Below are 25,215 nucleotides of genomic sequence, written 5' to 3' on the forward strand. Positions count from 1 at the left end.
TCTTTTTTGTGATAAATAGACTGCCAATTCAAAATATTAAAAAGGGAGAGGGGTTTGCATGAAGAAGAAATGGTTGTCTGGTTTGTGGGCGGTCTTGTTGGTTCTTGCGCTTGGACTGACCGGCTGTTCCCAGTCCTCATCCGGTACAGGGGGACAAAAAGAATTGGTTGTAGCGTTTGACTCCGACGTTCCGACGATGGACCCGCACATGCACAATGAGCCGAATGCGATCACGACCAACTGGCATATTTTCGACTCGCTGCTCTTTCTGTCCCGCGATTTGAAAATCGAGCCGGGGCTTGCGGAGAGCTATGAACAAAAGGATGACACGACGTGGATTTTCAAGCTGCGTCAAGGCGTTACCTTTCACAATGGAGAGGAATTCAATGCAGACGCGGTCAAGTTTTCTCTGGAGCGGGTGCTGAATGAAAAGCAAAAAAGCCCGCAGCGCGGCAACATCAGCGCCATTTCTGCCGTGAAAGTACTCGATCCGTACACGGTGGAAATCAAGACAAAGGAGCCGTACAACTTGCTGCCGCATCGCTTGTTCTACCTCAGCATCGTCCCGCCGAAATACGTACAGGAGGTGGGGGACCAGGAATTCGCGCAAAAGCCGGTGGGGACGGGACCGTACAAATTTGCAGAGTGGGTCAAGGGAGACAAGATCGTTCTGGAAGCGAACGAAAATTACTTCAAAGGCGCACCGAAGATCAAGAAGGTCAGCTTCCGCGTCATTCCCGAGGTAGCGACGCAGATCGCGGAGCTGCAGAGCGGAGGCGTGGACATCATTCGCATGGTGCCGCCGGACATGCTCGCCCAGCTCGAGGGCAACCCGCAGCTCGCTGTCACTTCGACCCCTCTCTTGCGGGTCTACTATATGGCCTTTGACACGAAGAAAAAGCCGTTTGACGACGCCCGCGTAAGACAAGCGATGAACTACGCAGTGGACATTGACACGATTGTGAAAAAAGTGCTGGCCGACAAGGCTGTGCGTACACCAGCGGGAGTGAACCCCAATCACTTTGGATTTGACGAGAGCATCAAGCCGTACCCGTACGATCCGGAAAAGGCAAAGAGCTTGCTGAAGGAGGCGGGGTACGAAAACGGTTTTGAGACGGAAATCCATTACTTTACGCCGGGGATCGGCCAGCAGATCACAGATGCCGTCATTTCTGATCTAAGCAAGGTCGGCATCAAGGCGAAAGCAAAATTTTACCCTGAATCCAGCTCGTTTGTGGAAAAACAGCGGGCGGGCGATCTGCCGTTCCGCCTGGGCCATTGGGGCAGCTACTCCGTTTACGATGCGGATGCGATTCTTCAGCCGATGTTTGACAGCAAGGGAGTATACGGCAAGTACTTCAACACGCCACAACTGGATGCATTGATAAACGAAGCGCGCTCGTCTGTCGACCAGGACAAGCGCAAAGCGCTTTACAGTCAGGCACAGCAATTGATTTACAAGGAAGCGCCGTGGATTTTCCTGTTCTCGCCGATGGACAACCAGGCGTACAATGCGAAGCTGCAGTTCCAGGCGAGGGCGGATGAACGCATTTACGCCTATGAAATTGACTTCAAGGAATAGCCGGGGGGAGATTCTCCCCCTTCATCTACCGGAAAGGAGGGAAGTGCAATGGGAGGATTATGGAAGCAATGCTTGCGGATTGTCCTCGTCTTGTTTGGCATCTCGACAATCGCATTTTTTCTCATCCATTTATCGGGGGACCCTGTGCTCCTGATGCTGCCGCCGGAGGCAACCCAGGAGGAGATCGATGCATTTCGCCATCAGATGGGCTTTGACAGACCGCTTTCCGAGCAATACGTCAACTTCCTGGTGCAAGCTGTCCAGGGGGATTTCGGCGAGTCGCTCAAATTCCACCAGCCCTCGCTCGATGTCGTTTTGGAGAGAATTCCGGCCACGCTGGAGCTGACGCTGTTTGCGACTCTGCTCAGCATTGTCATCGCCATTCCACTGGGCATCTACTCGGCGGTCAACCGCAACTCTCTGTCGGAAAACCTCGTGACCGTCGCCGTTTTTCTCGGACAGTCGATGCCGATCTTCTGGACCGGGATCATGCTGATGCTCCTGTTTGGGGTGAAGCTCCACTGGCTGCCCGTTTCAGGGAGAGGGACGTTTGCCCATTTGATCATGCCGGCCTTTACGCTCGCGGTGTGGGTCGCTCCGACAACGCTCCGGATCGTCCGCTCCAGCATGCTTGAGGTGCTGCAGCAGGATTACATCCGGACCGCCCGTTCCAAGGGGCTTGCAGAGAAGGTGGTCATTTACAAGCATGCCTTGAAAAATGCGGCGATCCCGATCATTACGGTCATCGGGTTTCAGATCGGGAAGCTGCTGGGCGGAGCCGTCGTGACGGAGACCGTCTTTGCCTGGCCGGGAGTCGGACAACTGGTCGTCAAGGCGATCTACACGGCTGACTATCCGCTGGTGCAGGCATGTGTCGTTATCCTGGCGCTGATCGTGGCTACGATGAATTTCAGCGTCGACTCGATGTACCGCTATCTGAATCCGAAAATCAAATCTGGCTAAGCGAGGTGATTGCGATGAGCAGCGCAGGGTTGCAAACTGCTGCTGAGCCGGTATTGGAATCCCCAAAACCGGCCGTGCCCGAATGGAAGCGGAAGTACCGGAAGTTTGTGAAAAATCCCATCGGCATCATAGGGCTGGTCATGGTTTTGCTGATCACCTTCATTTCGATCGCGGCACCGCTGTTGACCAGCCACGATCCGATCGAAGTCAATCTGGAGGAAAAATTGCAGCCGCCGGTCTGGCAGGAGGGCGGCACGTGGGAGCACTGGCTGGGAACGGATGAGGTCGGGCGCGATGTATGGGCTCGCCTCGTGTACGGTTCGCGCGTATCGTTGTCGGTCGGATTTTTTGCCGTCGTGATTTCCTTGGCACTGGGAACGGCGCTGGGGATTCTGGCCGGGTATTTTCGCGGCAAAACGGATTTTGCCATTTCCACCGTAATCGACATCATGATGGCGTTTCCCTTTATTCTCCTGGCGCTGGCGACGATAGCCGTTATGGGTCCGAGTCTTTTGAACATGATTCTCGTCCTCGGCCTGACAGACTGGACGCAGTACGCGCGTCTGGTCAGAGGTGATGTGATCAGTCTGCGGGAGCAGGAGTTCATTCAGGCGGGGTACGCGCTGGGAAGCCGGCACTGGCGGATTATTTGGCGGCATCTTTTGCCCAACTGTCTGCCGTCTGTCATCGTGCTGGCCACATTGGCCATGGCTCGGGCGATCCTGATGGAATCGTCGCTCAGCTTTCTCGGACTCGGTGTCAGCTCCCCTACACCTAGCTGGGGGTTTATGATGAGTACAGGCAGGCCTTATATCGCGACGGCATGGTGGCTGGCGACGCTGCCGGGCATCGCAATCCTGATCACAGTCCTCGGCATCAATTTGGCAGGTGACCGCATTCGCGATATGCTGGATCCGAAGGTCGATTAAACACCAGCAGCATAAAAAGGAAAGGAAGGAATTCCACATGAAAGCTGAAAAGGTTGTTCTCCGCAAAATGAGCATGACGCTGAAATCTCCGTTTCAAACGAGCTTCGGCACGCAGATCGTCCGCGATTTTATTTTGGTTGAGGTGCATACCAAGGATTTCGTCGGGTACGGTGAATGCGTCGTGTCCGGCGAGCCGCTCTACAGTGAAGAGACGGTCGGCACGGCATGGCATATGCTGGAAGACTTTCTCCTCCCGATGCTCTTTGAAAAGGGCGAGATCACCCACCCGGATGAGGTCGGGGCACTGTTTGCTCCGATTCGTCGCAATAATATGGCAAAATCGGCTCTGGATGCCGCCTATTGGGATTTGTACGCAAAAGAACAGGGCATTTCGCTGGCAAAAGCGCTCGGCGGGACAAAAGACAAGATCGACGTCGGCATCAGCCTGGGAATCGAAGCGGACATCAACGATCTTTTCCGCAATGTGGAAAAGTATCTGGAGCTCGGCTATCGCCGGATGAAGATCAAGATCGCTCCGGGCAAGGACGTCCAGGTCATTCGGGCACTGCGCGAGCGCTTCGGCAATATCCCGATGATGGCAGACGCCAACTCCGCGTATACGCTGGAGGACGTGGACATTTTGAAACAGCTTGACGAATTCGACCTGATGATGATCGAGCAGCCGCTGGCTCACGATGACATCATCGACCACGCCACTCTGCAAAAAGCGCTAAAAACGCCGATCTGTCTGGATGAGAGCATTCACTCCTACGACGATGCACGCAAGGCAATCGAGCTGGGCAGCACCCGGATTATCAATATGAAGGTAGGGCGAGTCGGCGGGCTCTCGGAAGCAAAGCGCATCCACGATCTGTGCCAGGAAAAAGGCATCCCGCTGTGGTGCGGGGGCATGCTCGAGTCCGGGATCGGCCGGGCGCACAACATCGCCGTGACGACCTTGCCGAACTTCACGCTTCCCGGAGATACCGCAGGCTCGTCCCGTTACTGGAAGGAGGATATCATTTCTCCAGAGGTGGAGGTGGACGCTGACGGAACGATTGCCGTCCCGGACCTGCCTGGGATCGGCTATACACCGGTGCCGGAATTGATTGAAAAATACACAACAGCCAGCAAGGTTGTGACGAGAGGGTAGGACAAATGAGTGTAAAAGCGGTTTGCGACTATCTGAGAGAGTGTCAGGCTGACATCGTCCGGACATATGAAGAGCTTCACGAGCTGGCCGAGCCGAGCTGGCAGGAAGAGAAAACCTCGCAGTACCTGGCACAGCGGCTGCAGGCGGCCGGGCTGACTGTACGGACGTACCCTGGCCATTTTGGACTGACCGTGGATATTCCGGGCGAGGAAGAGGGAGTCGTCGCGCTGCGGGCTGACATGGATGCGCTTGTGCAGGAAGTGGACGGAGTGGTGCGTCCGAATCACTCCTGCGGACACGACGGACACAGCACAATGGTCCTCTACGCCGCCCTGGCCTTCGCCGCAGCGGGTATACGTCCGAAAAAGACAGTCCGCTTCCTCTTCCAGCCGGCGGAGGAAAAGGTGGGCGGAGCGCTGCAGATGATGAAGGATGGGGCGCTGGAAGGCGTCGAAATGCTGTTTGGCGTCCATGTCCGGCCAGTCATGGAATTGGCCAACGGTACGGCTGCTCCCGCCATTTTGCATGGTGCCAGCGCGTCGATCCACGGCACCATTTCCGGGCTGCAAGCGCACGCTTCACGGCCGGAACGCGGGAAGAACGTCATCGAAACGGCATCTATGCTCGTTCAATCGCTGCAAAACATCCGCCTGGAGGCAGGCTGTCCATTCTCCGTGAAAATGACACAGTTAGCTGCCGGCGGGGATACCTCCAATGTCATTCCGGACAGGGCCACTTTCAAGCTGGATGTGCGGGCGCAGACCAACGAGGGCATGGAGGAGCTGCAGGAAAAGCTGAAGCACACTATGCAGCACGTAGGGAGTCTGATGGGAACCCCGATCGAATGGAGCATTCCCGGTGCGGTTCCAGCCGCAACCTTTAACGAACGTGCAGCAGGAATGATGCGTGAAGCGATCTCGCTCGTATTGGGGGAAGAGAACATTGCCGGACCTTGCGTTTCCCCGGGGGGAGAGGACTTCCACTTTTACACCTACCACAATCCGGGGCTGGCCGGAACGATGCTCGGCCTGGGATGCGGCCTGGCCCCCGGCTTGCACCATCCTGACATGTCCTTTGACACAAAGGCGCTTGTCGCCGGAGCGCAAATATTGGCGACATCGGTGCTGATGGCCGCCAGCGGAAAGGAAGTGTGAACATGCAACCGATCCTTCAGGTAGAAGACTTGCACATCTCCTTTCGGGGAGAAGATGGCGACCTGAACCCGGTGAGCGGCATCGATTTTCGCGTCCATGCGGGAGAGACGCTGGGAATTGTCGGGGAGTCAGGCTGCGGAAAGAGCGTTACTTCTCTGGCGATCATGGGGCTTTTGCCAAAGGGGATCGGCCGGGTCAGCGGAGGGCGCATTTTGTTTCAGGACAAAAGCATTGCGGACATGAGCCAAACCGACCTGCAGAAGCTTCGCGGAAATGAAATTGCGATGATCTTCCAGGAACCGATGACCTCGCTCAATCCGGTGTATACGATCGGCGAACAGCTCGGTGAACAGATCCGTCTGCACCTCGGCCTGGGCAAGCGGGAGGCCCGGGAGAGAGCGATTGAGATGCTCAGAATGGTCGGGATTCCCCGTGCGGAGGAGATCGTGAAGGAATACCCCCATCAGCTGTCCGGGGGGATGAGGCAGCGCGTCATGATCGCCATGGCGATGTCCTGCGATCCGAAGCTGTTGATTGCCGACGAGCCGACGACAGCCCTCGATGTGACGATCCAGGCGCAGATTCTGGACCTGATGCGAGAATTGAAGGAAAAGAGGGGTACCTCGATCATCTTTATTACCCATGACCTCGGGGTAGTCGCGGAGATGTGCGACCGGGTGGTGGTCATGTATGCGGGACAGGTGATCGAGGAGGCTGCTGTCCGGGAGCTGTTTCAAAATCCGCAGCATCCCTACACCAAAGGCTTGATCGCTTCGATCCCGTCGCTCCACCAGCAGCAGCGCCGGCTGAACTCTATCCGCGGGACAGTGCCTCACCCATCGGCCATGCCGGGCGGCTGCCGGTTTGCCCCGCGCTGTGACTATGTTCGCGACGAATGCAGCCGGATTCCTCCGCTTCTTGGCGTGGGGGAAGGACACAAGTGCCGTTGCTGGCTGGTGAAGGAAGGAGGGGAGGAGCATCGTGGAAGCTTTGCTGCAGGTACGTGATTTGAAGAAGTATTTTCCGGTGAAAGGGAAATGGTTTCAGCCGACGACCCATGTCAAGGCAGTAGACGGCGTCACCTTTTCCATACAGAAAGGAGAGACGGTCGGCCTTGTCGGCGAGAGCGGATGCGGCAAGTCGACCACAGGGCGAGCGCTCCTGCACCTGCTGCCTCCGACCGGGGGAGAAGTCATCTATAATGGAAGGAATCTGACCAAGCTGTCCACAAGCGAGCTTCGTGTCCTGCGCAGGGAGCTGCAGATCGTTTTCCAGGACCCGTACGCTTCGCTCGATCCGCGGATGAAGATACGGGACGTCCTGCTCGAGCCGTTGGAGATTCACGGCATCGGAACCAAGCAGGAGCGATTGAAAAAGGTGGAGGAAATCCTGGAGATCGTCGGCCTTGGCGGTCACTATGCCAACCGGTATCCGCACGAATTTTCCGGCGGACAGCGTCAGCGGATCGGAATCGCCCGTTCCCTGATTCTGCGGCCTTCCCTGATCGTCGCCGATGAGCCCGTATCAGCGCTGGACGTCTCCATTCAGTCGCAGATTCTCAATCTGCTGCAGGATTTGCAGGAGCAGTTTGACCTGACGTATCTGTTCATTTCGCATGATCTGAGTGTGGTCAAGCACATTAGCGACCGGGTCGGCGTCATGTACTTGGGCAGGCTGGTGGAGTTCGCTCCAAAGGAATCACTCTATTCGGCTCCTGCTCATCCGTACACGCAGGCATTGCTGTCGGCGGCGCCGGTAGCCAATCCGGATGCCAGGCCCCAGCGGATCATCCTCAAGGGAGATGTGCCCAATCCGGCGAATCCTCCGAGCGGCTGCGCTTTTCATACGCGCTGCCCGCATGTGATGGAGGCGTGCAAAAGTGTCAGGCCTGAGCTGGCGCCGGTCGATGGGCAAGGGCACTGGGTTGCTTGTCATTTGCATCAGCAATAGGCTTGGAACAGTACGCTTTCATGGATAGACACGGGAGAGGGTGCCTCCGTTTTTTAGAGGTGCCCTTTTGTGTTGTGTTCTCTGTTTCCCTTCTTGAGGTTGGTTCTTGGGACTGCTTCTTGGAGGACATCGCTTTTGGGCTTTTCACGCTTTATTGGAAATGCACTTAGGACAGGCTTTGGTGGGGGAGATGAAAAAGGGAGAAAACGCTGCAGGTTCGGTGGGACACTTCTTCGGAGCCAGGTCTGGCCGGCTCCATTCCAAAAGCGGAACCGCGTCCAAAAGCCGCCCATTCATGAAGTACCTCAGAGTTGGACGCTGAAAGCGTGTTCCGCTTTTTCCATTCCGCCTGGGTAGTGTCCCAAAGACCTTCGCATTTTCTCCCTTTTTCATCTCTACAGCTTCAATGGTTGTTCGGGTGTTTCTTTGAGCGAATCAATGAAGTGGAGTAAAATCGTCCTCGCAGCTTTAGACTGTCTTCTGATCCGAAAGCTCTGGAGGGCTCAACCTAAAGAAGGGAGTGCCAAGATGCGGTGATCTATGCCGCTTCAGTACAATTAATATGCTTCTGGACAATAATGACTTGGCGTTATTTACATCCCTGGCCTTCCTCAGCTTCTTGTCATTCCTTCCCTCTCTTGCCTTGTAACCCTCCATGACCTTCATGAACATGCCTTCAATCAGTCTTCTTTCAAAAAGCCAGACAAAAGGCAAACAGCAGTAGAGATGAAAAAGCAGAAAAAACACGAAGGTCTTTGGGGCACCAGCCTAGGCGGAATGGAAAAAACGGTTCCGCTTTTGGAATGCAGCCGGACAGTCATGTCCCGCAGCAGGTGACCCACCGAACCTGTAGCGTTTTTTCTGCTTTTTCATCTCCACCACCAAAGCCCCGGACAACGCTCTTTCCTAACGAGCCAAAAATGAATGAATGTACATTCACCAAAGCTGTGATATATTCAAGGGAGAAAATTTCCTGAAATGTGAAACAGGAGGTTATGAAAAGTGGACGTGAAAGCAGGCGACGTGTTCAGGTGGGAAAGGACGTTTCGTGAAGAGGAGGTTTTGCAGTTCGCGGAGCTGACCGGCGACAAGGGAAGACATCATGTGGAACGTGATGAAAAAGGGCGGCTGATGGTTCACGGTTTTCTTACGGCCAGTATCGGAACAAAGCTCGGCGGAGATATGAACTACATCGCCCGAGAATTGGTCAGCGAGTTTCTGAGGCCTGTCTTTTCAGGAGATACCGTCTCATGTGAAATGACCGTGACCGAGGTAACGCAGCAGGAAGGCTACAAGCAGGTTTCAGTGAAGCTGATCTATCGCAATCAGGACGGAAAGGAAGTATTGACGGGAGCAAGCCGCGGAATTATACGGGACTGACATGCAGCCCCCAAAATCGAATGATCGGGACGGAATAGGCATAGGCATAGGCAAAGATTGCCCCCCACATACAGCAAAAACAGGCTGAGCGTTGGAAAAGCGCCCAGCCTGTTTTTGGATGATAGGTTAGATCTTCAAAATAGCGCCGTTGCTGGCGTTGGTAACCATCTTGGAGTAGCGAGCCAGATAGCCGGTCTTCACCTTTGGCTCAAATTCGGTCCAGTTGGCCTGACGGCGAGCCAGCTCGTCAGGGGCTACATGCAGTTGGATGGAGCGATCCTCCAGATCGATGCTGATGATGTCGCCGTCCTGGACGAAAGCGATCGGACCGCCCTCCGCTGCTTCCGGAGAGATGTGGCCGATGCTGATTCCGCGGGAGGCGCCGGAGAAACGGCCGTCGGTGACGAGCGCCACTTCCTTGCCTAGTCCCATGCCCACGATCTGGGAGGTAGGGGCGAGCATTTCAGGCATGCCCGGACCGCCTTTTGGCCCTTCGTAACGGATGACAACGACGTGGCCTGGCTTGATCTTGCCTGCAGCGATACCGGCAAGCGCCTCTTCCTGCGAATCAAAGCAGATGGCAGGTCCTTCGTGCCGCTTGATGGACGGATCGACGCCGCCGGTTTTGATGATGGAACCCTGCGGAGCCAGATTACCGAACAGAACAGACAGTCCGCCTGTTTCGCTGTACGGGTTGTCGAGTGTGCGAATGACCTGCGTATCCGTGATTTCCGCGTCAGCGATATTTTCCGCCAGCGTTTTGCCGGTCACGGTGATGCGTTCAGGATGCAGGGCGCCCGCCTTTTTGGACAATTCCTTCAAAATGGCGGAGACACCGCCCGCATTGTGGCAGTCCTCGATGTGGTAGTCGGATGCCGGAGCCAGCTTGCACAGGTACGGGATGCGCTTGGCTACCTCGTTGATCCGCTCCAGCGGATATTCAAAGCCTGCTTCCTGGGCAATCGCCAGCGTATGGAGAACGGTGTTGGTGGAACCGCCCATTGCCATGTCGAGGGCGAATGCGTCATCGATGGCTTCCAGCGTAACGATATCGCGAGGCTTGATGTCGCGAGCGATCAAATCCATCAGTTTTTGGGCCGATGCTTTGACCAGCTCCTTGCGTTCCGGAGAAACGGCGAGAATGGTTCCGTTGCCAGGCAGAGCCAGTCCGAGAGCCTCCGCCAGGCAGTTCATCGAGTTGGCGGTGAACATGCCGGAACAGGAGCCGCAGGATGGACAGCCGAATTGCTCGAGCTCGTCCAGCTGTTTATCGTCGATCAGACCGGCCTGGTACGCTCCGACTCCCTCGAACACGGAGGAAAGCGAAATGGACCGGCCGTCGCTTGTTTTTCCGGCTTTCATTGGGCCGCCTGTCACGAAAACAGTAGGAATGTTAACGCGCAGTGCTCCCATGATCATGCCGGGGGTGATTTTGTCACAGTTGGGGATACAGATCATGCCGTCAAACCAGTGAGCGGCCACGACTGTCTCCAGACTGTCGGCGATCAGCTCGCGGCTTGGCAGGGAATAGCGCATCCCGATATGGCCCATGGCGATGCCGTCGTCTACGCCGATTGTATTGAATTCAAACGGCACTCCGCCCGCTGCGCGGACTGCCTCTTTTACGATCTTTCCAAATTCCTGCAGGTGGACGTGACCGGGAATGATGTCGATGTATGAGTTGCAGATCGCGATAAACGGTTTGTCGAAATCCTCGTCTTTTACGCCGGCTGCACGCAGAAGGCTGCGGTGCGGCGCACGGTCAAAGCCTTTTTTGATCATGTCGCTTCGTTGTCTGGCCACTTGAAAAACTCCCTTCCGATTGAAACGATGCCTGTTTATTTTGAACTATCTTATCACTTTTTCATAAATAGAAACAACCGTAAAAGTCTGAACATTTGCTCAGGAAAGAGCTTCTCAAGGCGTCAAAAGCAGCGCCGCTTGCCTGTTCATAACAACGGAACTGGTGAAAAAGAAAGTACTTTGTTCTACAATAAGGTACATGAAATAAATAGAGCTGGAGTGAACAGGATGTGGGAAGAACTAAAAACGATCTGGGAACAGGGAACTGAGGAAGAACGACAAATCCTGGAGCTTGCCGTTCAGGCGATCCGGCAGCGCAGGGAGCGGGGAAGCGCGTTTTTGTCCGGCTTTCTCGGATTGAAGGGCGATTTCGTCGACGAGAACACCTATCGCTTTGAACTGCCGTTGACTGTGTTTACGCACAACTCGCTCGGTGTCGTCCACGGCGGGATTTTGGCTACGCTCATCGATTCGGCGATGGGGTCGCTCATTAACCGCTCCCTTCCGCCTGATCAATACGCCGTGACGACTGAACTGAAGACCAATTACCTGCGTCCGGGAAAGGGAGAAAAGCTGCGTGCGGAAGCCAGCTTCATCCATCGCGGACAAACATTGGTGGTCATGGATGGCAGGGTGTACGACGAACGCGATCGGCTGCTGGCTCACGGGACCGGGACGTTCATCGTCCTCAAGCGAAAGAGATAGGCAGTCTGTACACAAAAAAACCTCTATACGCAAATAGCGGATAGAGGCTTTCGGCCGTGCAGCGCAGCCACGTGCACCAGGCGAGGCGCATGTTTTTTACCCAATGGCTATGAGGCCGCTGTATTGGGCAATGTAGTCCAGCATCTTGCGGGAAAGTGGAACGATAAACTCCATGTTCTCCCGTTCGGTAATTCCGGAACGCGTCACAATCCGCGCCCATTTTACGGTGAGCTTGTAGTAGTCCGAGCCAAATTCCGAGCGGATCAGCTCGCTTTTGTGGCGGAAAGTAATCGGCGCGTTGTCAAGCTTTATCGGAACCATGCTGACGATGTCATGCAGGAACAGGTGATACGTCATATGAGGCTTGAAAAACACCAGCTCCTTGCTGGTTACGGAGCAACCCAGACTTTTGTTCAACTGGGTCAGCATCAGTTCGCCTTCCAGATTTTTCAGGCGAATAAAATCGCTGTTCATGTCTTTTCCCCTCCTTTGGCGGAAGCACTTGCCCGGATGCGCTTTTGCAAAGACCGGGCAGCCCCTTCAAAACACGGGTGTCTCCCTATCATAGGGATGAACCGGGTCCGGATGCAAGGGTAATCAATGGATTTACAGAAAAGAAAAGGAGAGACTCCCATGATCGAAATAGCCAAAGAAGCAGCAAAATACGCTGGAACCTATCTGCAGGAACGTTTTTTGCAACAGCTCATCCCCGATGAGGAGCTTCACAACGACGTAAAGCTTCCCGAAGACAAGGAGAGCGAACGACGGATCATTGAGGTTTTGCATAAGCATTTTCCGGACCATACCATTTACTCCGAGGAGATCGGAATGGTCGAACGCAAGGAAGACTATCTCTGGATCGTGGATCCGCTGGACGGTACAAACAATTATTTTATCGGCTATCCGTATTTCTCTATCTCTCTTGCCCTGCAGTACAAAGGTGATGTGATCTTGGGCGTCGTCTACAACCCGGTGGCCGGTCAAATGTTCTGGGCGGAAAAAGGCAAGGGAGCGTTCCTCAACGGGAAGCGGCTGGAAGTGAACAAACGCGATGATTTGACCCGGGCAGTCGGAACGTACATCCGGGGACGCAACTCGGTCACCAAGGAGCAGGAGCTCGAATTCACGCGTCCGTTCGTGCTCAAAACGAAGCGGCTCTTGCGCAACATCGCGCCAGCTCTGGACTGGTGCCTGCTCGCCAACGGGTGGCTGGACTACATCGTGATGCAGCGATCCAGCATCATGGATGTGGCCGCTGGCATTCTGATCGCACAGGAGGCCGGTGCCCTCGTCACAGATTGGAACGGAGAGATCTATCATCATGAAGACTTCGACAAAGAGCGTCTGCCGTCGCTAGTGGCGAGCAATGGCGTACTGCACGAAAAGGTGCGGGAACTGATCTCGGAATAGCAGAAGCGTAACCTTGAAAAGGGAAGCAACGTTGCTTGGCAGCCGGGAGACAGAAAGCGAACGGGCAGGTTAACTGGGTTTGGAGGAGTCCTCTTGTTTTTTCGGGTCATGTATGAAATTTTTGTCATCCTGCTGGTCATCACGTATGCGATTGTCGTCTTCGCTGATCCGGCCAGTCATCCCCGGTTGACCGAGGAGTTTATGAATCAGGCAGACGTCATCCTGATCAGCTTTTTGGCAGCGGAATACGTCATCCGCCTATGGCTGGCCAAAGATAAAAAGAAATTTGTCATCAGCAACTGGTTCGATCTCGTCGCCATGATCCCGCTTGATCATTATTTTTATCTGGCGCGCTTCATGCGTATCCTGCGCCTTGTCAGGATATTGAGAGCTTCTCCTTTTCTCTGGAGCATGCTGAAATCCAAGCCGATGCAGCGGGTGATTGGCGTGGTCACCTTGATCATGCTGTGGAGCTCGGGAGCCATTTACCTGCTGGAGGCCGGCATCAACGAAAATATCGTTCATTTCGGCGATGCTCTATGGTGGTCCATCGTCACGACGACAACAGTCGGATACGGAGACATCTCGCCCGTTACGACGGGGGGCAGAATCATGGCTACGATATTGATGGTCACCGGTATCGGGACTCTTGGCGCTCTGACCGCAAACTTCGCCCATCATTGGACCGAGTTTCAGGAGGGGAAAGGGCAGACGCCGGAGGAACACGCTCATGCGGAAAAGAAGATGCGTGCGCTTCAATTGCAGCAAGTCGAGCAGTTGACGCAAAAAGAGTACGAATCGATGATGAAAACGATTGAGGAGTTGTATCGGGAAAGGAACGGGGAAGAACGTTAGTCGGGAAGCAGGCAACGTAATAGCCAGACTGCGGACTTGATCCATCAGGCAAACGGTGGATAAGAAAAAGGCATGGCGCACAGGGCGTCATGCCTTTTCTTCATGTAGCTTATTCTACAACTGCTTCTACAGCATCCATTTCCCAGCTTGGCTCAGTGGAGAGCGTTTCAGCAAAGGAGCGGAAGAAGCCTTTTTTGTCAAAAGCTTCGATTGCTTTCGGATCTTTCTTCAGAGCTTCTACAGTCAAAGAAGCGTCTTTTCCGGGGATGTCATACTTGGTCGCTTTGCCGAAGTTGTACGATACGGTTTCTGCTTCCAGACCGACAGTCAACGGCTTTTGGGTTTTGTCAACCGCGAACGTTACGTTCAAAGCGCTCTTTTGGCGAATAGGCTGTTTTGCCTTGTCGATGTTGAAGTCCAGGGTCCAGTTCACACCGTGGAAGCCTTCTTCCTTCAGCAGCTCGACGACTTTATCAGGCGTATAGACTTTGCCCTCTGTTTCCAGCCATTGTTTTGCAGAAGCAATGCCAGCTGTTACCGCTGCTTCGGCAGTAGCGCGCTTCTCGGCTTCTGTCGTTTTCTTCGCGTCAGGAGTCATTTCTTCTTCCAGTTGTTGAGTCAAAACCATCAGGTCGACAGCGAACGCTTTTACGTCTTGGTTGGCAACAGCGTCATTTGCTGTGTAGTAGAACATTTGAATCAGTTCTTTTGTGTCCAGTGTGATGGCGATGTGTGCTGTTTCCACTTTCTCGCCGTTAGGCAGTGTGACGGTTTCTTTGCCCAGGTCTTTCACATTGGACAGCTTGTAGCCGTACTTGGAGATGTACTTCTTCATGAAGTCCATCGTCAATTTGTTCATTTTGTCCTGGTAGTCTTTCAATTTCGCCGGATCGATGGCTGTTTCGCCAGCGGCAACGAGTCCAGTCGAGTTGGAGTCGATTTTCAAGTATTTTTTATCCAACGAAGATTTTGCATACAGATCGCTTCCGCTTACGATCAGCTCCACGCCAGCTTTTTTATCGCCAGCCCAAACGCCTTTGTCCCGCAGCAGCTTGTCGTCGTTTACTACGACGTCCATCTTCGCGTTCTGAAGATCGAGCTGGGAACCTTTTACGGTTACTCCTGCTTTCAGTGCATTCAGTACGGCGATGCTTTCAGCGTCCGCTGGTTCGCCCAGGGCTGCTGGCAGCTTGTCTACGTCACCAACCAGTTTGAGTGAACCCTGGTAGTCATAGTTGGGTTTATCGAGCGATGTAACGACGGCGTCCCGCACCAATGACGCTTGACCTGAACAGCCTGTGAGAACAAGCCCCAAAGCAAGCAGCAGGGCACTCCCCTTTTTCCACATGAAGTGTTCCTCCTCTATCAATTCATTTCAATTTCCACATCTTGTATTACGCATGAGCTGGCAAAAGGTTTCTCATTATCTAAAAAAAACTCAACAGAGCAAAAACAACGAGGTGTTTCGTGGTAAGATTGTAGAAAGCGAAAGGTTATGCTAAGAGGTTATGCAAGAAAGGACGTTGCAACATGTGGTCGTGGCTTCACAAGCTGATGAGTTTTATTCGCGGAGACGAAAGTGAACAACAGGAACAAGGGCATACAGAGCAATACGTTCGTCCTTCAACAGGAGTGTCTGGCGGCAAAGTGCAGGCAAGAACGCGGAGCATTTACCCCAGAGAGCGGGAAATCGAAGAGACGGACGAGCCGTTCCGCAGAAGGAAACAGCGACAATTTAAATTTCCAGTCATACCGGATGAAAAACAGACCGAAAAACGGACAGAGCAGGCTCCGCCGACAGAAAATCCGGCAGATGCCGTGGCGAAAAGAAGGGCTGAGAGAGCGCGCGCGACTGCGGGAAAAGGTGAACCGGAGCGGCGGCGTGCAACAACATCTGACAGCAATGAACAGACCAGACAGGCGGAAGAGGCCGTTGATACGGTAAGCCGGACCGCCCAGCCTTTGGAGACCAAGCGCCCCTATAAACCTTCAGAGGTCATTTCACCTGTGTTTGGAAAGGTGACTGCTGAGACAGAGGACGCTGATCATCGGATACATACGACAGCCGGAGTCCATTCTTCCCGGGAGCTGATCAATGAACAACAGGCGAGGATGCGGGAGCTGACTGCCTCAAGCCACGCGGAAAGAGCAGAAGCGGATGACCGGTCGGAAGCATCTTCCGACCTTGTACTGGAGATGAACAGCGAGCCGGTGGTACAGCTTCCTGAAAATGAAAAGACCGAAACGGTAGTGAGCGAAGCCGCAGATATTCGGGTGGAAGACGGCATGCAAGAGGAAGAATCGTTTGCTCACAGCGTCCATAACCGGGCGCAAGCGCCGCACTTTTTGGACGTTGACAACGCTGGAGGTCAACCTGCCGATCCAGCAGCCTCCGGCCACATGCAGCCGGCAAGCACTGGTCAGCCGGGAGAAGAGTATAGCGTGACTGTTGGCGAGATGCTTGAAGCAGCAGCTGCACTGGACGAGGCGGAATTTGATTCAGGCGAGGCCGAGGATAATGGCGTGCGGGCTGCAGTTGATTCAGATGCGGAAGGATTTGCTGAAAAGCTGACCGCAGAAGAGCCAGTGGCGGAGGAGCCGGTTGGAAAGTTGACTGTGGAGGAGCCAGTGGCGGAGGAGCCGGTTGGAAAGTTGACTGTGCAGGAGCCAGTGGCGGAAGAACCGGCTGAAAAGCAGACCTCAGAGGAGCCAGCGGCAGAAGGATCGATTGAACCAGCCGCAGTAGAACCAGCCTCGAAGCAATCGGGAGAAGAACAGCCGATTGTCTCTGTATCGAATGCCGGCATGCCGTTTATCGGGAAAGAGACCAACGCGGAACAGAAGGAAGCGGAACAGCCTGTAGAGGAGCAGACTGCGCAGGAGATGAGCGCTTCTCCCCGGGCAACGATTCAGCCGGGTCTGGAAGGCAGCCGTTCCCAGGAGAAGCGGGAAGAGATCGGCTCCGCAAAAGACGAGTCTGTGAACAGTTCTTCGCAAAGCGTTCCGCCGCATTCCTTTGCGAATCCAGCCAACAATTTGCAAGGGGTCGCGCCAATTGCTTCAGCAGCCGAGGTGGCGGCCAGTCTGGCTGCATACGCTGCGGAAAAAAGCGAGCCGTCATCCGCACCGCAGAAAGAGACAAACGAAGCAAATCCACAGCAGCGGCAAGCTGCCGATGTCACCCCACAGCAGCGGCAAGCTGCCGATGTCACCCCACAGCAGCGGCAAGCTGCCGATGTCACCCCACAGCAGGGGCAAGTTGCCGTCGTCAACCCACTACAGCGGCAAGCTGAAGTCGTCAACCAACAACCGGCTCCGCAACCGGACGAGCAACCGTTATTGCCGTATGCGAGTCCGTCCCTTGAGCTGCTTGCCCCATCGCCAGAGCAGGATGACGATGACGACGAGCATACGCAAATACAGAAGCTGCTGCTGGAAGAGACGCTGAGCAATTTCAACGTAAACGCACAGGTCGTCGGCATTGTGAAAGGTCCTTCGGTGACCCGTTTTGAAATACAGCCTGCGCCAGGGGTGAAGGTGAACAAGATCACCAGTTTGATCGATGACATCAAGCTCAATCTCGCTGCCAAAGACATTCGGATCGAAGCTCCGATCCCGGGACGGAACGCTGTCGGCATCGAGGTCCCCAACTTGAAAAGCCAGCCGGTGCTGATCAGCCGCATTATCGGGTCCGAGAAATTTTTGCAGCATTCGTCGCCGCTGGCTGTTGCCCTGGGTATGGACATCGGCGGAGAGCCGATCGTCGCGGACATCAAAAAAATGCCGCACGGCTTGATTGCCGGTTCGACCGGTTCAGGAAAGAGCGTCTGCATCAACTCGATCATTGTCAGCCTGCTGTATAAGGCGACACCGGAGCAGGTGCGTCTGCTGCTGATCGACCCGAAAATGGTTGAGCTGGCTCCGTACAATCATCTGCCCCATCTGGTTACGCCGGTGGTGACTGACGCGAAGCAGGCGACGGCTGCGCTCAAATGGGCGGTGGAGGAAATGGAAAAACGGTATGCGCTGTTTGTGGATGCGGGAGTGCGCGATATTGACCGCTACAACCAAACGACGGATCAGCCGCTGCCGTACATTGTCATTGTCATCGACGAATTGGCCGACTTGATGATGGTTTCCCCTCAGGATGTGGAAGACTGCATCATCCGAATCGCACAGAAAGCACGTGCATGCGGTATTCATCTGCTTTTGGCGACACAGCGCCCATCCGTTGATGTCATCACCGGGAACATCAAGGCAAACGTCCCTACGCGTCTGGCCTTTGCCGTCTTTTCTCAGGTGGACTCACGGACGATTCTCGACCAATCGGGAGCGGAGCGCTTGCTCGGGCGGGGCGATATGCTCTTTTTGGAAAGCGGAACGACACCGATTCGCCTGCAAGGAAACTATGTGACGGACGAAGAGATCGAGGCCGTCACCCAAGCGATCAAAAGGCAGCGAAAACCGGCGTACCTGTTCAGCAAAGAGGATTTGGAGCAGCAGGTACAATCATTCGACATGGGAGACGATCCGTTGTACCACGAGGCACTGCTGTATGTGGCCGATCAGGGACAGGCTTCCGCTTCCGCCCTGCAGCGCCGTTTCCGCGTAGGCTACAACCGGGCGGCTCGTCTGATCGAAATGATGGAAGCCGACGGCTATGTAGCCGGACAGAGCGGCGGAAAGCCTCGCGCTGTGTTGATCACGCGTGAAGACGCTGAAGCGTTGACGGAAGGGACATCGCTGTTTTAGCAAGTTCATCAGGGGGCCTGGTGGCCGGGATGTTATTCTCGGTAACAGGCCGTCTTTTTTTATTGCATGGTTGCTCAAAGCGATTGTTCGTTGTATTCTGAAAAGTATGAGAAAAGGAGAGGCGGGGATTGCGATGGATTTGGTCCAGAAAAAATATCAACGCATGGATGAGCATACCGTCCTGTTTAACGAGGAGTATTACCTCCGCGTCATGAAGCTGTCCATAGACGGCCTGGATGCTGCTGCGAGAGAGGAGCTGTTTACGCATCTCTACTCCTTCGAAAGTGCTGACATCGAGCTGGAAATCGATATTTCGGAGGAGGAGCAGGGCAAGTGGTACTTGCAGCTTCTCGTCCCGCATGTCCTCACCTTGCCAGAGGCGGCAAACAAGCGCTTGACGCGGGGAGAGGAACAACTTGGCGAGCATCTGTCTGGACAATCTCAGGCGGCTTTCACTTTTCGTCTGGCAGAGGAGGAGCTGTATCATTACGTGAAGAGGTACAATCCGAATCTGAATGTGACCGCATGACCTGCATGATCTGATGTGGCACAGCTTTTTAACTTGTTTGGGGCTAAATCCTTGGGGGCTTGCCCCTTTTTTGGTGCGCCCAGCATGGGCGATAGCTATAGGGTGAAAGTCCCGAACGGGGGTTGGCTGTACCAACCGTTAGCTCAAGGCAAGGGTGTCGACCGCGAGGTCGAATCTGAAGGAAGCCGGCGGCAAAATCCCGACCTGAGGTACACGAACCCAATTTGAGGCTGTTGTATCCGGGCGAGTCTGCCAAACAAGACAAAGCCCCATACAGCCAAGGGATACAGTAGTAAACTTGGGCAGGTACATGGGATGAAAGTTATCGTTCTTACCTGGGGAGGTCTGCATGAAACGCCTTCAACTGTTGGTAACCGTCTCCGTAAGGAGACGCTGAACATGCAGAAGTCAGCAGAGGCCATAGTACCCGAGTAGAGGACGCTTGAATGGGGAAGGGCCGAACATCAAGTCAGCATGCGATCCATGTCTTTTGATACGGTACGTCGAAGCAGAATTCTGTCAAGGAACTACTTTTGAAGAGCAGGGGTGAAGCCCCGAGGGTACAAAAGAGGGCTGAGTATCGTACAGCAAGCACGGAGTCCGCATGTGCGAAGGAAGGAACATCATTATGGATTTGCTGGAAAAAGTCTTATCACGGGAAAACTTACGGATGGCACTCCAACGAGTGGAGGAAAACAAAGGTGTCGGTGGAGTCGATGGTGTTTCAACCGAACAACTACGCGATTATCTACGTGAACACTGGCAAGCCATCCGCGAGAAGATGGAAAGGGGAACCTATAGACCTTCACCTGTTCGCAGAGTCGAAATCCCGAAACCTGACGGTGGTGTAAGGTTATTAGGCATTCCCACCGTGGTAGACCGCTTTATTCAGCAGGCCATCCTCCAAGTGTTAACGCCGATCTTCGACCCCACCTTCTCGGAATCTAGCTATGGGTTCCGTCCAAAACGTAGCGCTCACATGGCAGTAAGGAAAGCGCAAGCGTATATCTCCGAAGGATATCGTTTCGTGGTGGACATCGATCTAGAGAAATTCTTTGATCGCGTAAATCATGATATTCTAATGAGCCGTGTGGCTCGAAAAGTTCAGGACAAGAGAATTTTAAGACTGATTCGTTCCTACTTGAATGCGGGGATCATGATAAATGGCGTCTGTACAACATCAAGTGAAGGAACACCGCAAGGTGGGCCGTTAAGCCCACTTTTGGCAAATATCCTACTTGATGATTTGGACAAGGAACTCGAAAAGAGAGGCCACCGTTTCTGCCGCTACGCAGACGATTGTAATATCTACGTGAAAACAAAACGGGCAGGGGAACGAGTAAAGAAGAGTATTCAAAACCACTTGGAGAAGGTACTAAGGCTAAAAGTAAATGAGGAGAAAAGCGCGATAGACCGACCATGGAAACGAAAATTCTTGGGCTTTAGTTTTACTTTTGCAAAACAGACAAGGATTCGCATCCACCCCAAATCCCTCCTCAAGCTAAAAGAGAAAATCCGCACGATCACGAATCCGGTGTGGAGCATCTCGATGGAGAAGCGGATTGAAAGAATAAATCAGTACCTCATGGGCTGGATTGGATATTTCGCCCTTGCAGACGCGAAGGGCATTCTACAATCCATTGAGGAATGGACAAGGCGCAGGCTCCGTCTTTGTTTGTGGATGCAGTGGAAACGCGTGAGAACCAGATATCGAGAACTTCGTTCTCTTGGCATATCTCACGTAAAAGCCATTGAAATTGCAAATACCCGCAAGGGTGCATGGCGTACCACAAAATCTCCGCATATACACAAAGCCCTCGGCATTGCCTACTGGCAACAACAAGGGCTGAAAAGCTTAGTGCAACGATATTCTCAAATTCGTCAAGCTTGGTGAACCGCCGTATACCGAACGGTACGTACGGTGGTGTGAGAGGACGGGGGTTAGTCGCCCCCTCCTACTCGATTTTTGAGAACGGGGCCAGGGCGGGAAAAGCGTGTTTCTCTGCTTGGCTCCGGGATCCGTCTGCATAAGAAGTGTGAACAGTCCGCTCCGGAGCGTTTCGCGGGGGGGAGCTGCCGGCTTGTATGTACAAAGTGGAAAAGGAGCTGCTAGTCTTGCGCAGCTCCTTCGTTGTTTATGAAACACTTCTTTTTCCTGGGAAGCAAAAGTGATCATTTAACTACAATAAATTCTTCATGATTGAAAATCATTGTAGTTGCTGTACGTCCTTCCGCTGTAGTGCCTGACAGGGCTATTACAACGCCTTTCTCATTTTTACTCGTATCCCCCTCCATAACAACACGGAGCATGTTATTGCCGCGGAAGGTATTCGGTCCGGAACGCACTCTTAGAAATGCACAGTTTCCTGCGGGTATGGTAACCGTTCTGCGGAAAATTCTAATCTCTGGGGGGGAGATGGGTATGATTGTCTCTCTCGACAAACATGAACCGATATATTTACAGCTGAACTAATGTTCGAAATGTTTTTTAGCCCGATTTGTAGAAACTTTATTACCCCCCTGCTATTCCGACGGCCGCGGCCCATATCGCGGATCATACAGGCTCTTCACCCCTTTCGCGAAGACTGTTCTTTGTGAAAGGGGTTTCTTTTATGTCCTTCTGAAATGGACACTTGTCTTTATGGGGTAAATAATTTAACCTATACTCATGCAGTTTGTGATCGTTATACACAGATGGAGGAGTCGGAGATGAAAGTTGCCAAATTTGGCGGGACCTCACTGGCGAGCGCCGCACAGATAAAAAAAGTATGCGAGATTGTCAAGTCGGATGAAGCGAGAAAGCTCGTCGTCGTTTCAGCACCCGGAAAACGGTACAAGGAAGATACGAAGGTTACCGATCTTCTCATCCGGTACGCGGAAGCGCGTCTGCAAGGCCAGCCCGCCGAAGAAGTTCAAAGCCGGATCATCGGCAGATATCAAGACATTATCCGGGAACTGGGCTTGCCTGTCGAGGCGGCGGAAGAGATCGCCGCACAGCTGAAAGAGGCGCTGCACTTCATACCTGCCGAAGATCCCGGCCGGTTCATGGACAGGGTAAAAGCGGCGGGAGAGGATACGTGCGCCAAGCTGGTAGCCCGTTACCTGCAAAGCCAGGGCAGGGAGGCTGTCTATGTAAACCCCAAGGATGCCGGTCTGGTCGTGACTGGAGAGCCGGGGAACGCTCATGTATTGCCTGAAGCGTATGAAAAGCTGCGCAGTTTGAAAAGCCAGTCCGGGATCGTGATTTTTCCGGGGTTTTTCGGATTTACGCCGGCGGGCGAGCTGGTCACCTTCTCCAGGGGAGGCTCCGATATTACTGGCTCCATTCTGGCTGCAGCCGTGCAAGCGGAGCTGTATGAGAACTTTACCGATGTCGACTCGGTGTATGTCGTGAACCCGAGTCTTGTAGAAAAACCGAAGGAAATCCAGGTCATCACCTATCGGGAGATGCGAGAGCTCTCCTATTCGGGCTTTTCCGTCTTTCACGAGGAAGCTTTGTATCCGGCGTATCAGGCGGGTATCCCCGTCTGCATCAAAAATACGAATAATCCGCAGGCACCAGGCACCATGATCGTCTCAGAGAGACCGTTCCACGAAAATCGGGTATCCGGAATCGCGGCTGACAAAGGCTTTTGCAGTATTTATGTGAGCAAGTATTTGCTCAACAAAGAGATCGGCTTTGGCCGCAGGCTGCTGCAAATCTTTGAGGAAGAGGGTCTCTCGTACGAGCATACGCCGTCGGGGATTGACAATATCTCCGTCATTTTGCGGGAAAAGGATTTTACCCCGCAAATCGAACAGCGGGTAGTGAACAGATTGAAACAGGAGCTTCAGGCCGAAGACATCATCGTCGAGAGAGGCCTTTCACTCGTCATGATCGTCGGCGAAGGCATGCGCCGTTCCGTGGGTACTTCGGCGCGAGCAACATCCGCTCTCGCCAGAGCCAAGGTCAATCTGGAGATGATCAACCAGGGCTCCTCCGAGGTCAGCATGATGTTCGGCGTAAAAGAGGTAGATGCGGACAGGGCCGTGATCGCGCTGTATGAGGAGTTTTTTGCCCAGTCCGAAGAGGCATTGGCAGACATGGCCGTGACGCTGAAAGCTTGAGCAAGGACGTTTGCAGAAACGAGCCAGGCCATACAGTCGATTTGTTCAAGGTCGTCCGAAAATAAATAACAAGCCCCCTTCAGAAACTGATGAGAATCGAATCGGAGGGGGGATTTTCTGTCCAGGACAAAAGAAACGGGATGGGAAAAAAGTATCGGTCAAGTTTTCCTCCTTCCCGCCATACGATTGTACTAACTATATAAATGGTCTTGTGTCGATAGGTGTAAGTACGAAGGCGGAGCGGCGATAGAGCTCACCAGTTCCCTGCTAAACGATCGGGACAAGACGGAGGTAGATCCATTTGCATACAAGGCGACAACCGCCAGATTTGGCCCGCAGTCTCTCAGTTACGTGATCATCGCCGAGCAGGAGCAAAAGCGGATCGCGGAGCTTTTGCGGCAGGCTGTGACCACCAAAAGCGAAAAGTCTCAAAAAGAGACGAAAGAATCAAAATGAGTCAAATATAGTATCGTTTTGATTCTTGTACGAAAAATGAAACCGTTCACTGCCTCCCCTCATCCATGGCATGAGAGTTGCACAGAAATAAGCTCTGAATAGTCGATTCAGAGTATCGAATCAGAGCATCGATTCCAACCAATCGACTCAGCAGCAATGGAGCATTCCTTTATTGCGGGCAAACAAGGAGGAGAGAAATCATGTCAATGGAAACGGGTATTCGCTATTTTCTTCAAGAAACAGGGAACCAAACGATAGGCCGACCGCGAGAAGCGGCGACATTTTTGGATGAGGCCAAAACGCAGGAGGTCATCCGGTTCCACCGCTCCATTCACGGCTACAAGCCTGCTCCGCTTCATTTCCTGAAACACCTGGCTGAGCGTCTCGGCGTGAGAGCCATTTTTATCAAAGACGAATCCTACCGCTTTGGCCTGAACGCCTTTAAGGTGCTCGGAGCCACTTATGCGATCGGCAGACATTTGAGCGCCCGGTTGGGGATTCCGGTCGAAGAGGCGAGCTTCGAGCTGCTTCGTTCGGCTGAGGCAAAGCAAAAGCTCGGAGCCGTAACGTTCGTCACTGCGACCGATGGGAATCACGGCAGAGCGGTCGCCTGGGCAGCGCAGCAGTTGGGACAAAAGGCAGTCGTCTTTCTGCCAAAGGGATCGGCAGAGCAGCGGGTGGAAGCGATTCGGCAGACAGGAGCCGAGGCGCATGTGACAGATGGCAATTACGACGAAGCTGTCCGCTTGTCGAGAAAAATGGCCGAGGAAAACGGCTGGCAGGTCGTCCAGGATACCGCATGGGAAGGCTATACGGACATCCCGCGATGGATTATGCAGGGCTATACGACGATGGCCAGGGAAGCGCTGGAACAACTCGAGGAGTCCGGAGAGCCTGTGCCGACACATGTTTTTCTGCAGGCGGGGGTTGGCTCGATGGCTGCAGCCGTGCATGGCTATCTGCAAAGCTGTTTGGGAGATCGGAGGCCGGCCACCATCATTGTCGAGCCTCATACGGCAAATTGCTTGTACCAGTCGGCACAGATAGGCGACGGTGCTCCGCATACGGTAGACGGTGATCTGGAGACGATTATGGCCGGGCTTGCTTGCGGAGAACCGAACCCGATCGCCTGGGAGATTTTGCGCGATCATGCCGCAGCTTTCGTGAGCTGTCCCGATTGGGTAGCGGCGACCGGGATGCGAATGCTGGCAGCTCCCCCGGGAGATGACCCCCGCATCATTAGCGGTGAGAGTGGAGCGGTAGGACTCGGCTTGCTTGCGGAAATCATGCGGTCAGGTGAGCTCTCTGCGCTGCGGGAACATCTCGGGCTGGGCAAAGACTCGGTGATCCTGCTCTTCAGTACCGAGGGAAATACGGATGCGAAACAGTACGAAGACGTCGTATGGGGCGGAAAGTATCCACTTGTTCCAGATCCTTCTTGTGCCTCCCGCCAGCTATAATGGAGGGAGACGGAAAACGAGAGGGGA

The 25,215-nt window shown here is 53.9% G+C and carries 19 protein-coding genes; 16 read left to right on the forward strand and 3 right to left on the reverse strand.

Annotated elements, in window-relative coordinates:
* Positions 1-58 precede the first annotated feature (58 nt).
* From V5G20_RS08425 to V5G20_RS08460, 8 genes are all read left to right on the forward strand, one after another.
* Positions 59-1,582 carry an ABC transporter substrate-binding protein gene (locus V5G20_RS08425; protein WP_338463339.1) on the forward strand — a complete coding sequence of 508 codons (1,524 nt, stop codon included), beginning with the start codon at positions 59-61 and terminating at the stop codon, positions 1,580-1,582.
* Positions 1,583-1,630: 48 nt separating this feature from the next.
* Positions 1,631-2,545 carry an ABC transporter permease gene (locus tag V5G20_RS08430; protein WP_338463340.1) on the forward strand — a complete coding sequence of 305 codons (915 nt, stop codon included), beginning with the start codon at positions 1,631-1,633 and terminating at the stop codon, positions 2,543-2,545.
* 14 nt (positions 2,546-2,559) lie between these two features.
* Positions 2,560-3,474 (forward strand): ABC transporter permease, encoded by a 915-nt coding sequence (locus V5G20_RS08435; protein ID WP_171506725.1) that lies wholly within the window; start codon positions 2,560-2,562, stop codon positions 3,472-3,474.
* A 37-nt stretch (positions 3,475-3,511) separates the two neighbouring features.
* A complete protein-coding gene (gene menC / locus V5G20_RS08440) occupies positions 3,512-4,627 on the forward strand; it encodes an o-succinylbenzoate synthase (RefSeq protein ID WP_003389090.1) in 1,116 nt (371 codons plus the stop codon).
* Positions 4,628-4,632: 5 nt separating this feature from the next.
* Complete coding sequence (locus V5G20_RS08445) at positions 4,633-5,781, forward strand: M20 peptidase aminoacylase family protein (protein WP_003389091.1); 1,149 nt, start codon at positions 4,633-4,635, stop codon at positions 5,779-5,781.
* A gap of 2 nt (positions 5,782-5,783) precedes the next feature.
* A complete protein-coding gene (locus V5G20_RS08450; protein ID WP_003389092.1) occupies positions 5,784-6,788 on the forward strand; it encodes an ABC transporter ATP-binding protein in 1,005 nt (334 codons plus the stop codon).
* The gene (locus tag V5G20_RS08455) at positions 6,760-7,731 is read left to right on the forward strand and encodes an ABC transporter ATP-binding protein (protein WP_024982894.1); all 972 of its coding nucleotides are present in this window, start codon (positions 6,760-6,762) and stop codon (positions 7,729-7,731) included. Before V5G20_RS08450 ends, V5G20_RS08455 begins: the two co-directional genes overlap by 29 nt.
* A 1,002-nt stretch (positions 7,732-8,733) precedes the next feature.
* Positions 8,734-9,111, forward strand: coding sequence for an FAS1-like dehydratase domain-containing protein (locus V5G20_RS08460; protein ID WP_003389097.1), 378 nt, complete (start codon positions 8,734-8,736; stop codon positions 9,109-9,111).
* A gap of 126 nt (positions 9,112-9,237) precedes the next feature.
* On the opposite strand, the gene ilvD is transcribed toward V5G20_RS08460, so the two are convergent.
* Entirely contained in the window at positions 9,238-10,914 is a 1,677-nt protein-coding gene (ilvD, locus tag V5G20_RS08465; RefSeq protein WP_003389098.1) for a dihydroxy-acid dehydratase, read from the reverse strand.
* A gap of 228 nt (positions 10,915-11,142) precedes the next feature.
* Here ilvD and V5G20_RS08470 point away from each other — a divergent pair, with 228 nt between their 5' ends.
* Entirely contained in the window at positions 11,143-11,619 is a 477-nt protein-coding gene (locus V5G20_RS08470) for a PaaI family thioesterase (RefSeq protein WP_003389099.1), read from the forward strand.
* Positions 11,620-11,715: 96 nt separating this feature from the next.
* Here the strand turns inward: V5G20_RS08470 and V5G20_RS08475 are convergent, their stop codons facing one another.
* Complete coding sequence (locus tag V5G20_RS08475; protein ID WP_003389100.1) at positions 11,716-12,093, reverse strand: hypothetical protein; 378 nt, start codon at positions 12,091-12,093, stop codon at positions 11,716-11,718.
* 159 nt (positions 12,094-12,252) lie between these two features.
* On the opposite strand from V5G20_RS08475, the gene V5G20_RS08480 reads away from it, so the two are divergent.
* On the forward strand, positions 12,253-13,029 hold the full coding sequence (locus V5G20_RS08480; RefSeq protein ID WP_003389101.1) for an inositol monophosphatase family protein: 777 nt from the start codon (positions 12,253-12,255) through the stop codon (positions 13,027-13,029).
* Positions 13,030-13,122: 93 nt separating this feature from the next.
* Positions 13,123-13,884: an ion transporter gene (locus tag V5G20_RS08485; protein ID WP_338463341.1), complete on the forward strand. Its 762-nt coding sequence runs from the start codon at positions 13,123-13,125 to the stop codon at positions 13,882-13,884.
* A gap of 109 nt (positions 13,885-13,993) precedes the next feature.
* Here V5G20_RS08485 and V5G20_RS08490 read toward each other — a convergent pair whose 3' ends face one another.
* Positions 13,994-15,232, reverse strand: coding sequence for a hypothetical protein (locus V5G20_RS08490; RefSeq protein ID WP_338463342.1), 1,239 nt, complete (start codon positions 15,230-15,232; stop codon positions 13,994-13,996).
* Between the two features lie 182 nt (positions 15,233-15,414).
* Here V5G20_RS08490 and V5G20_RS08495 point away from each other — a divergent pair, with 182 nt between their 5' ends.
* The 5 genes from V5G20_RS08495 to dpaL all read left to right on the forward strand — a co-directional run bounded on the left by V5G20_RS08495 (position 15,415) and on the right by dpaL (position 25,188).
* Positions 15,415-18,636, forward strand: a complete 3,222-nt coding sequence (locus V5G20_RS08495; protein WP_338463343.1) for a DNA translocase FtsK — start codon at positions 15,415-15,417, stop codon at positions 18,634-18,636.
* A gap of 133 nt (positions 18,637-18,769) precedes the next feature.
* Complete coding sequence (locus V5G20_RS08500) at positions 18,770-19,165, forward strand: hypothetical protein (RefSeq protein ID WP_003389106.1); 396 nt, start codon at positions 18,770-18,772, stop codon at positions 19,163-19,165.
* 628 nt (positions 19,166-19,793) lie between these two features.
* Positions 19,794-21,059, forward strand: a complete 1,266-nt coding sequence (gene ltrA, locus V5G20_RS08505; protein WP_024985202.1) for a group II intron reverse transcriptase/maturase — start codon at positions 19,794-19,796, stop codon at positions 21,057-21,059.
* An 815-nt stretch (positions 21,060-21,874) separates the two neighbouring features.
* Positions 21,875-23,272, forward strand: a complete 1,398-nt coding sequence (locus V5G20_RS08510) for an aspartate kinase (RefSeq protein ID WP_172920714.1) — start codon at positions 21,875-21,877, stop codon at positions 23,270-23,272.
* Positions 23,273-23,928: 656 nt separating this feature from the next.
* On the forward strand, positions 23,929-25,188 hold the full coding sequence (dpaL, locus tag V5G20_RS08515; RefSeq protein WP_172920713.1) for a diaminopropionate ammonia-lyase: 1,260 nt from the start codon (positions 23,929-23,931) through the stop codon (positions 25,186-25,188).
* The last annotated feature ends 27 nt before the right edge of the window (positions 25,189-25,215 follow it).

The organism is Brevibacillus borstelensis, from assembly GCF_036700025.1.
GTDB classification, from domain to species: domain Bacteria; phylum Bacillota; class Bacilli; order Brevibacillales; family Brevibacillaceae; genus Brevibacillus; species Brevibacillus borstelensis.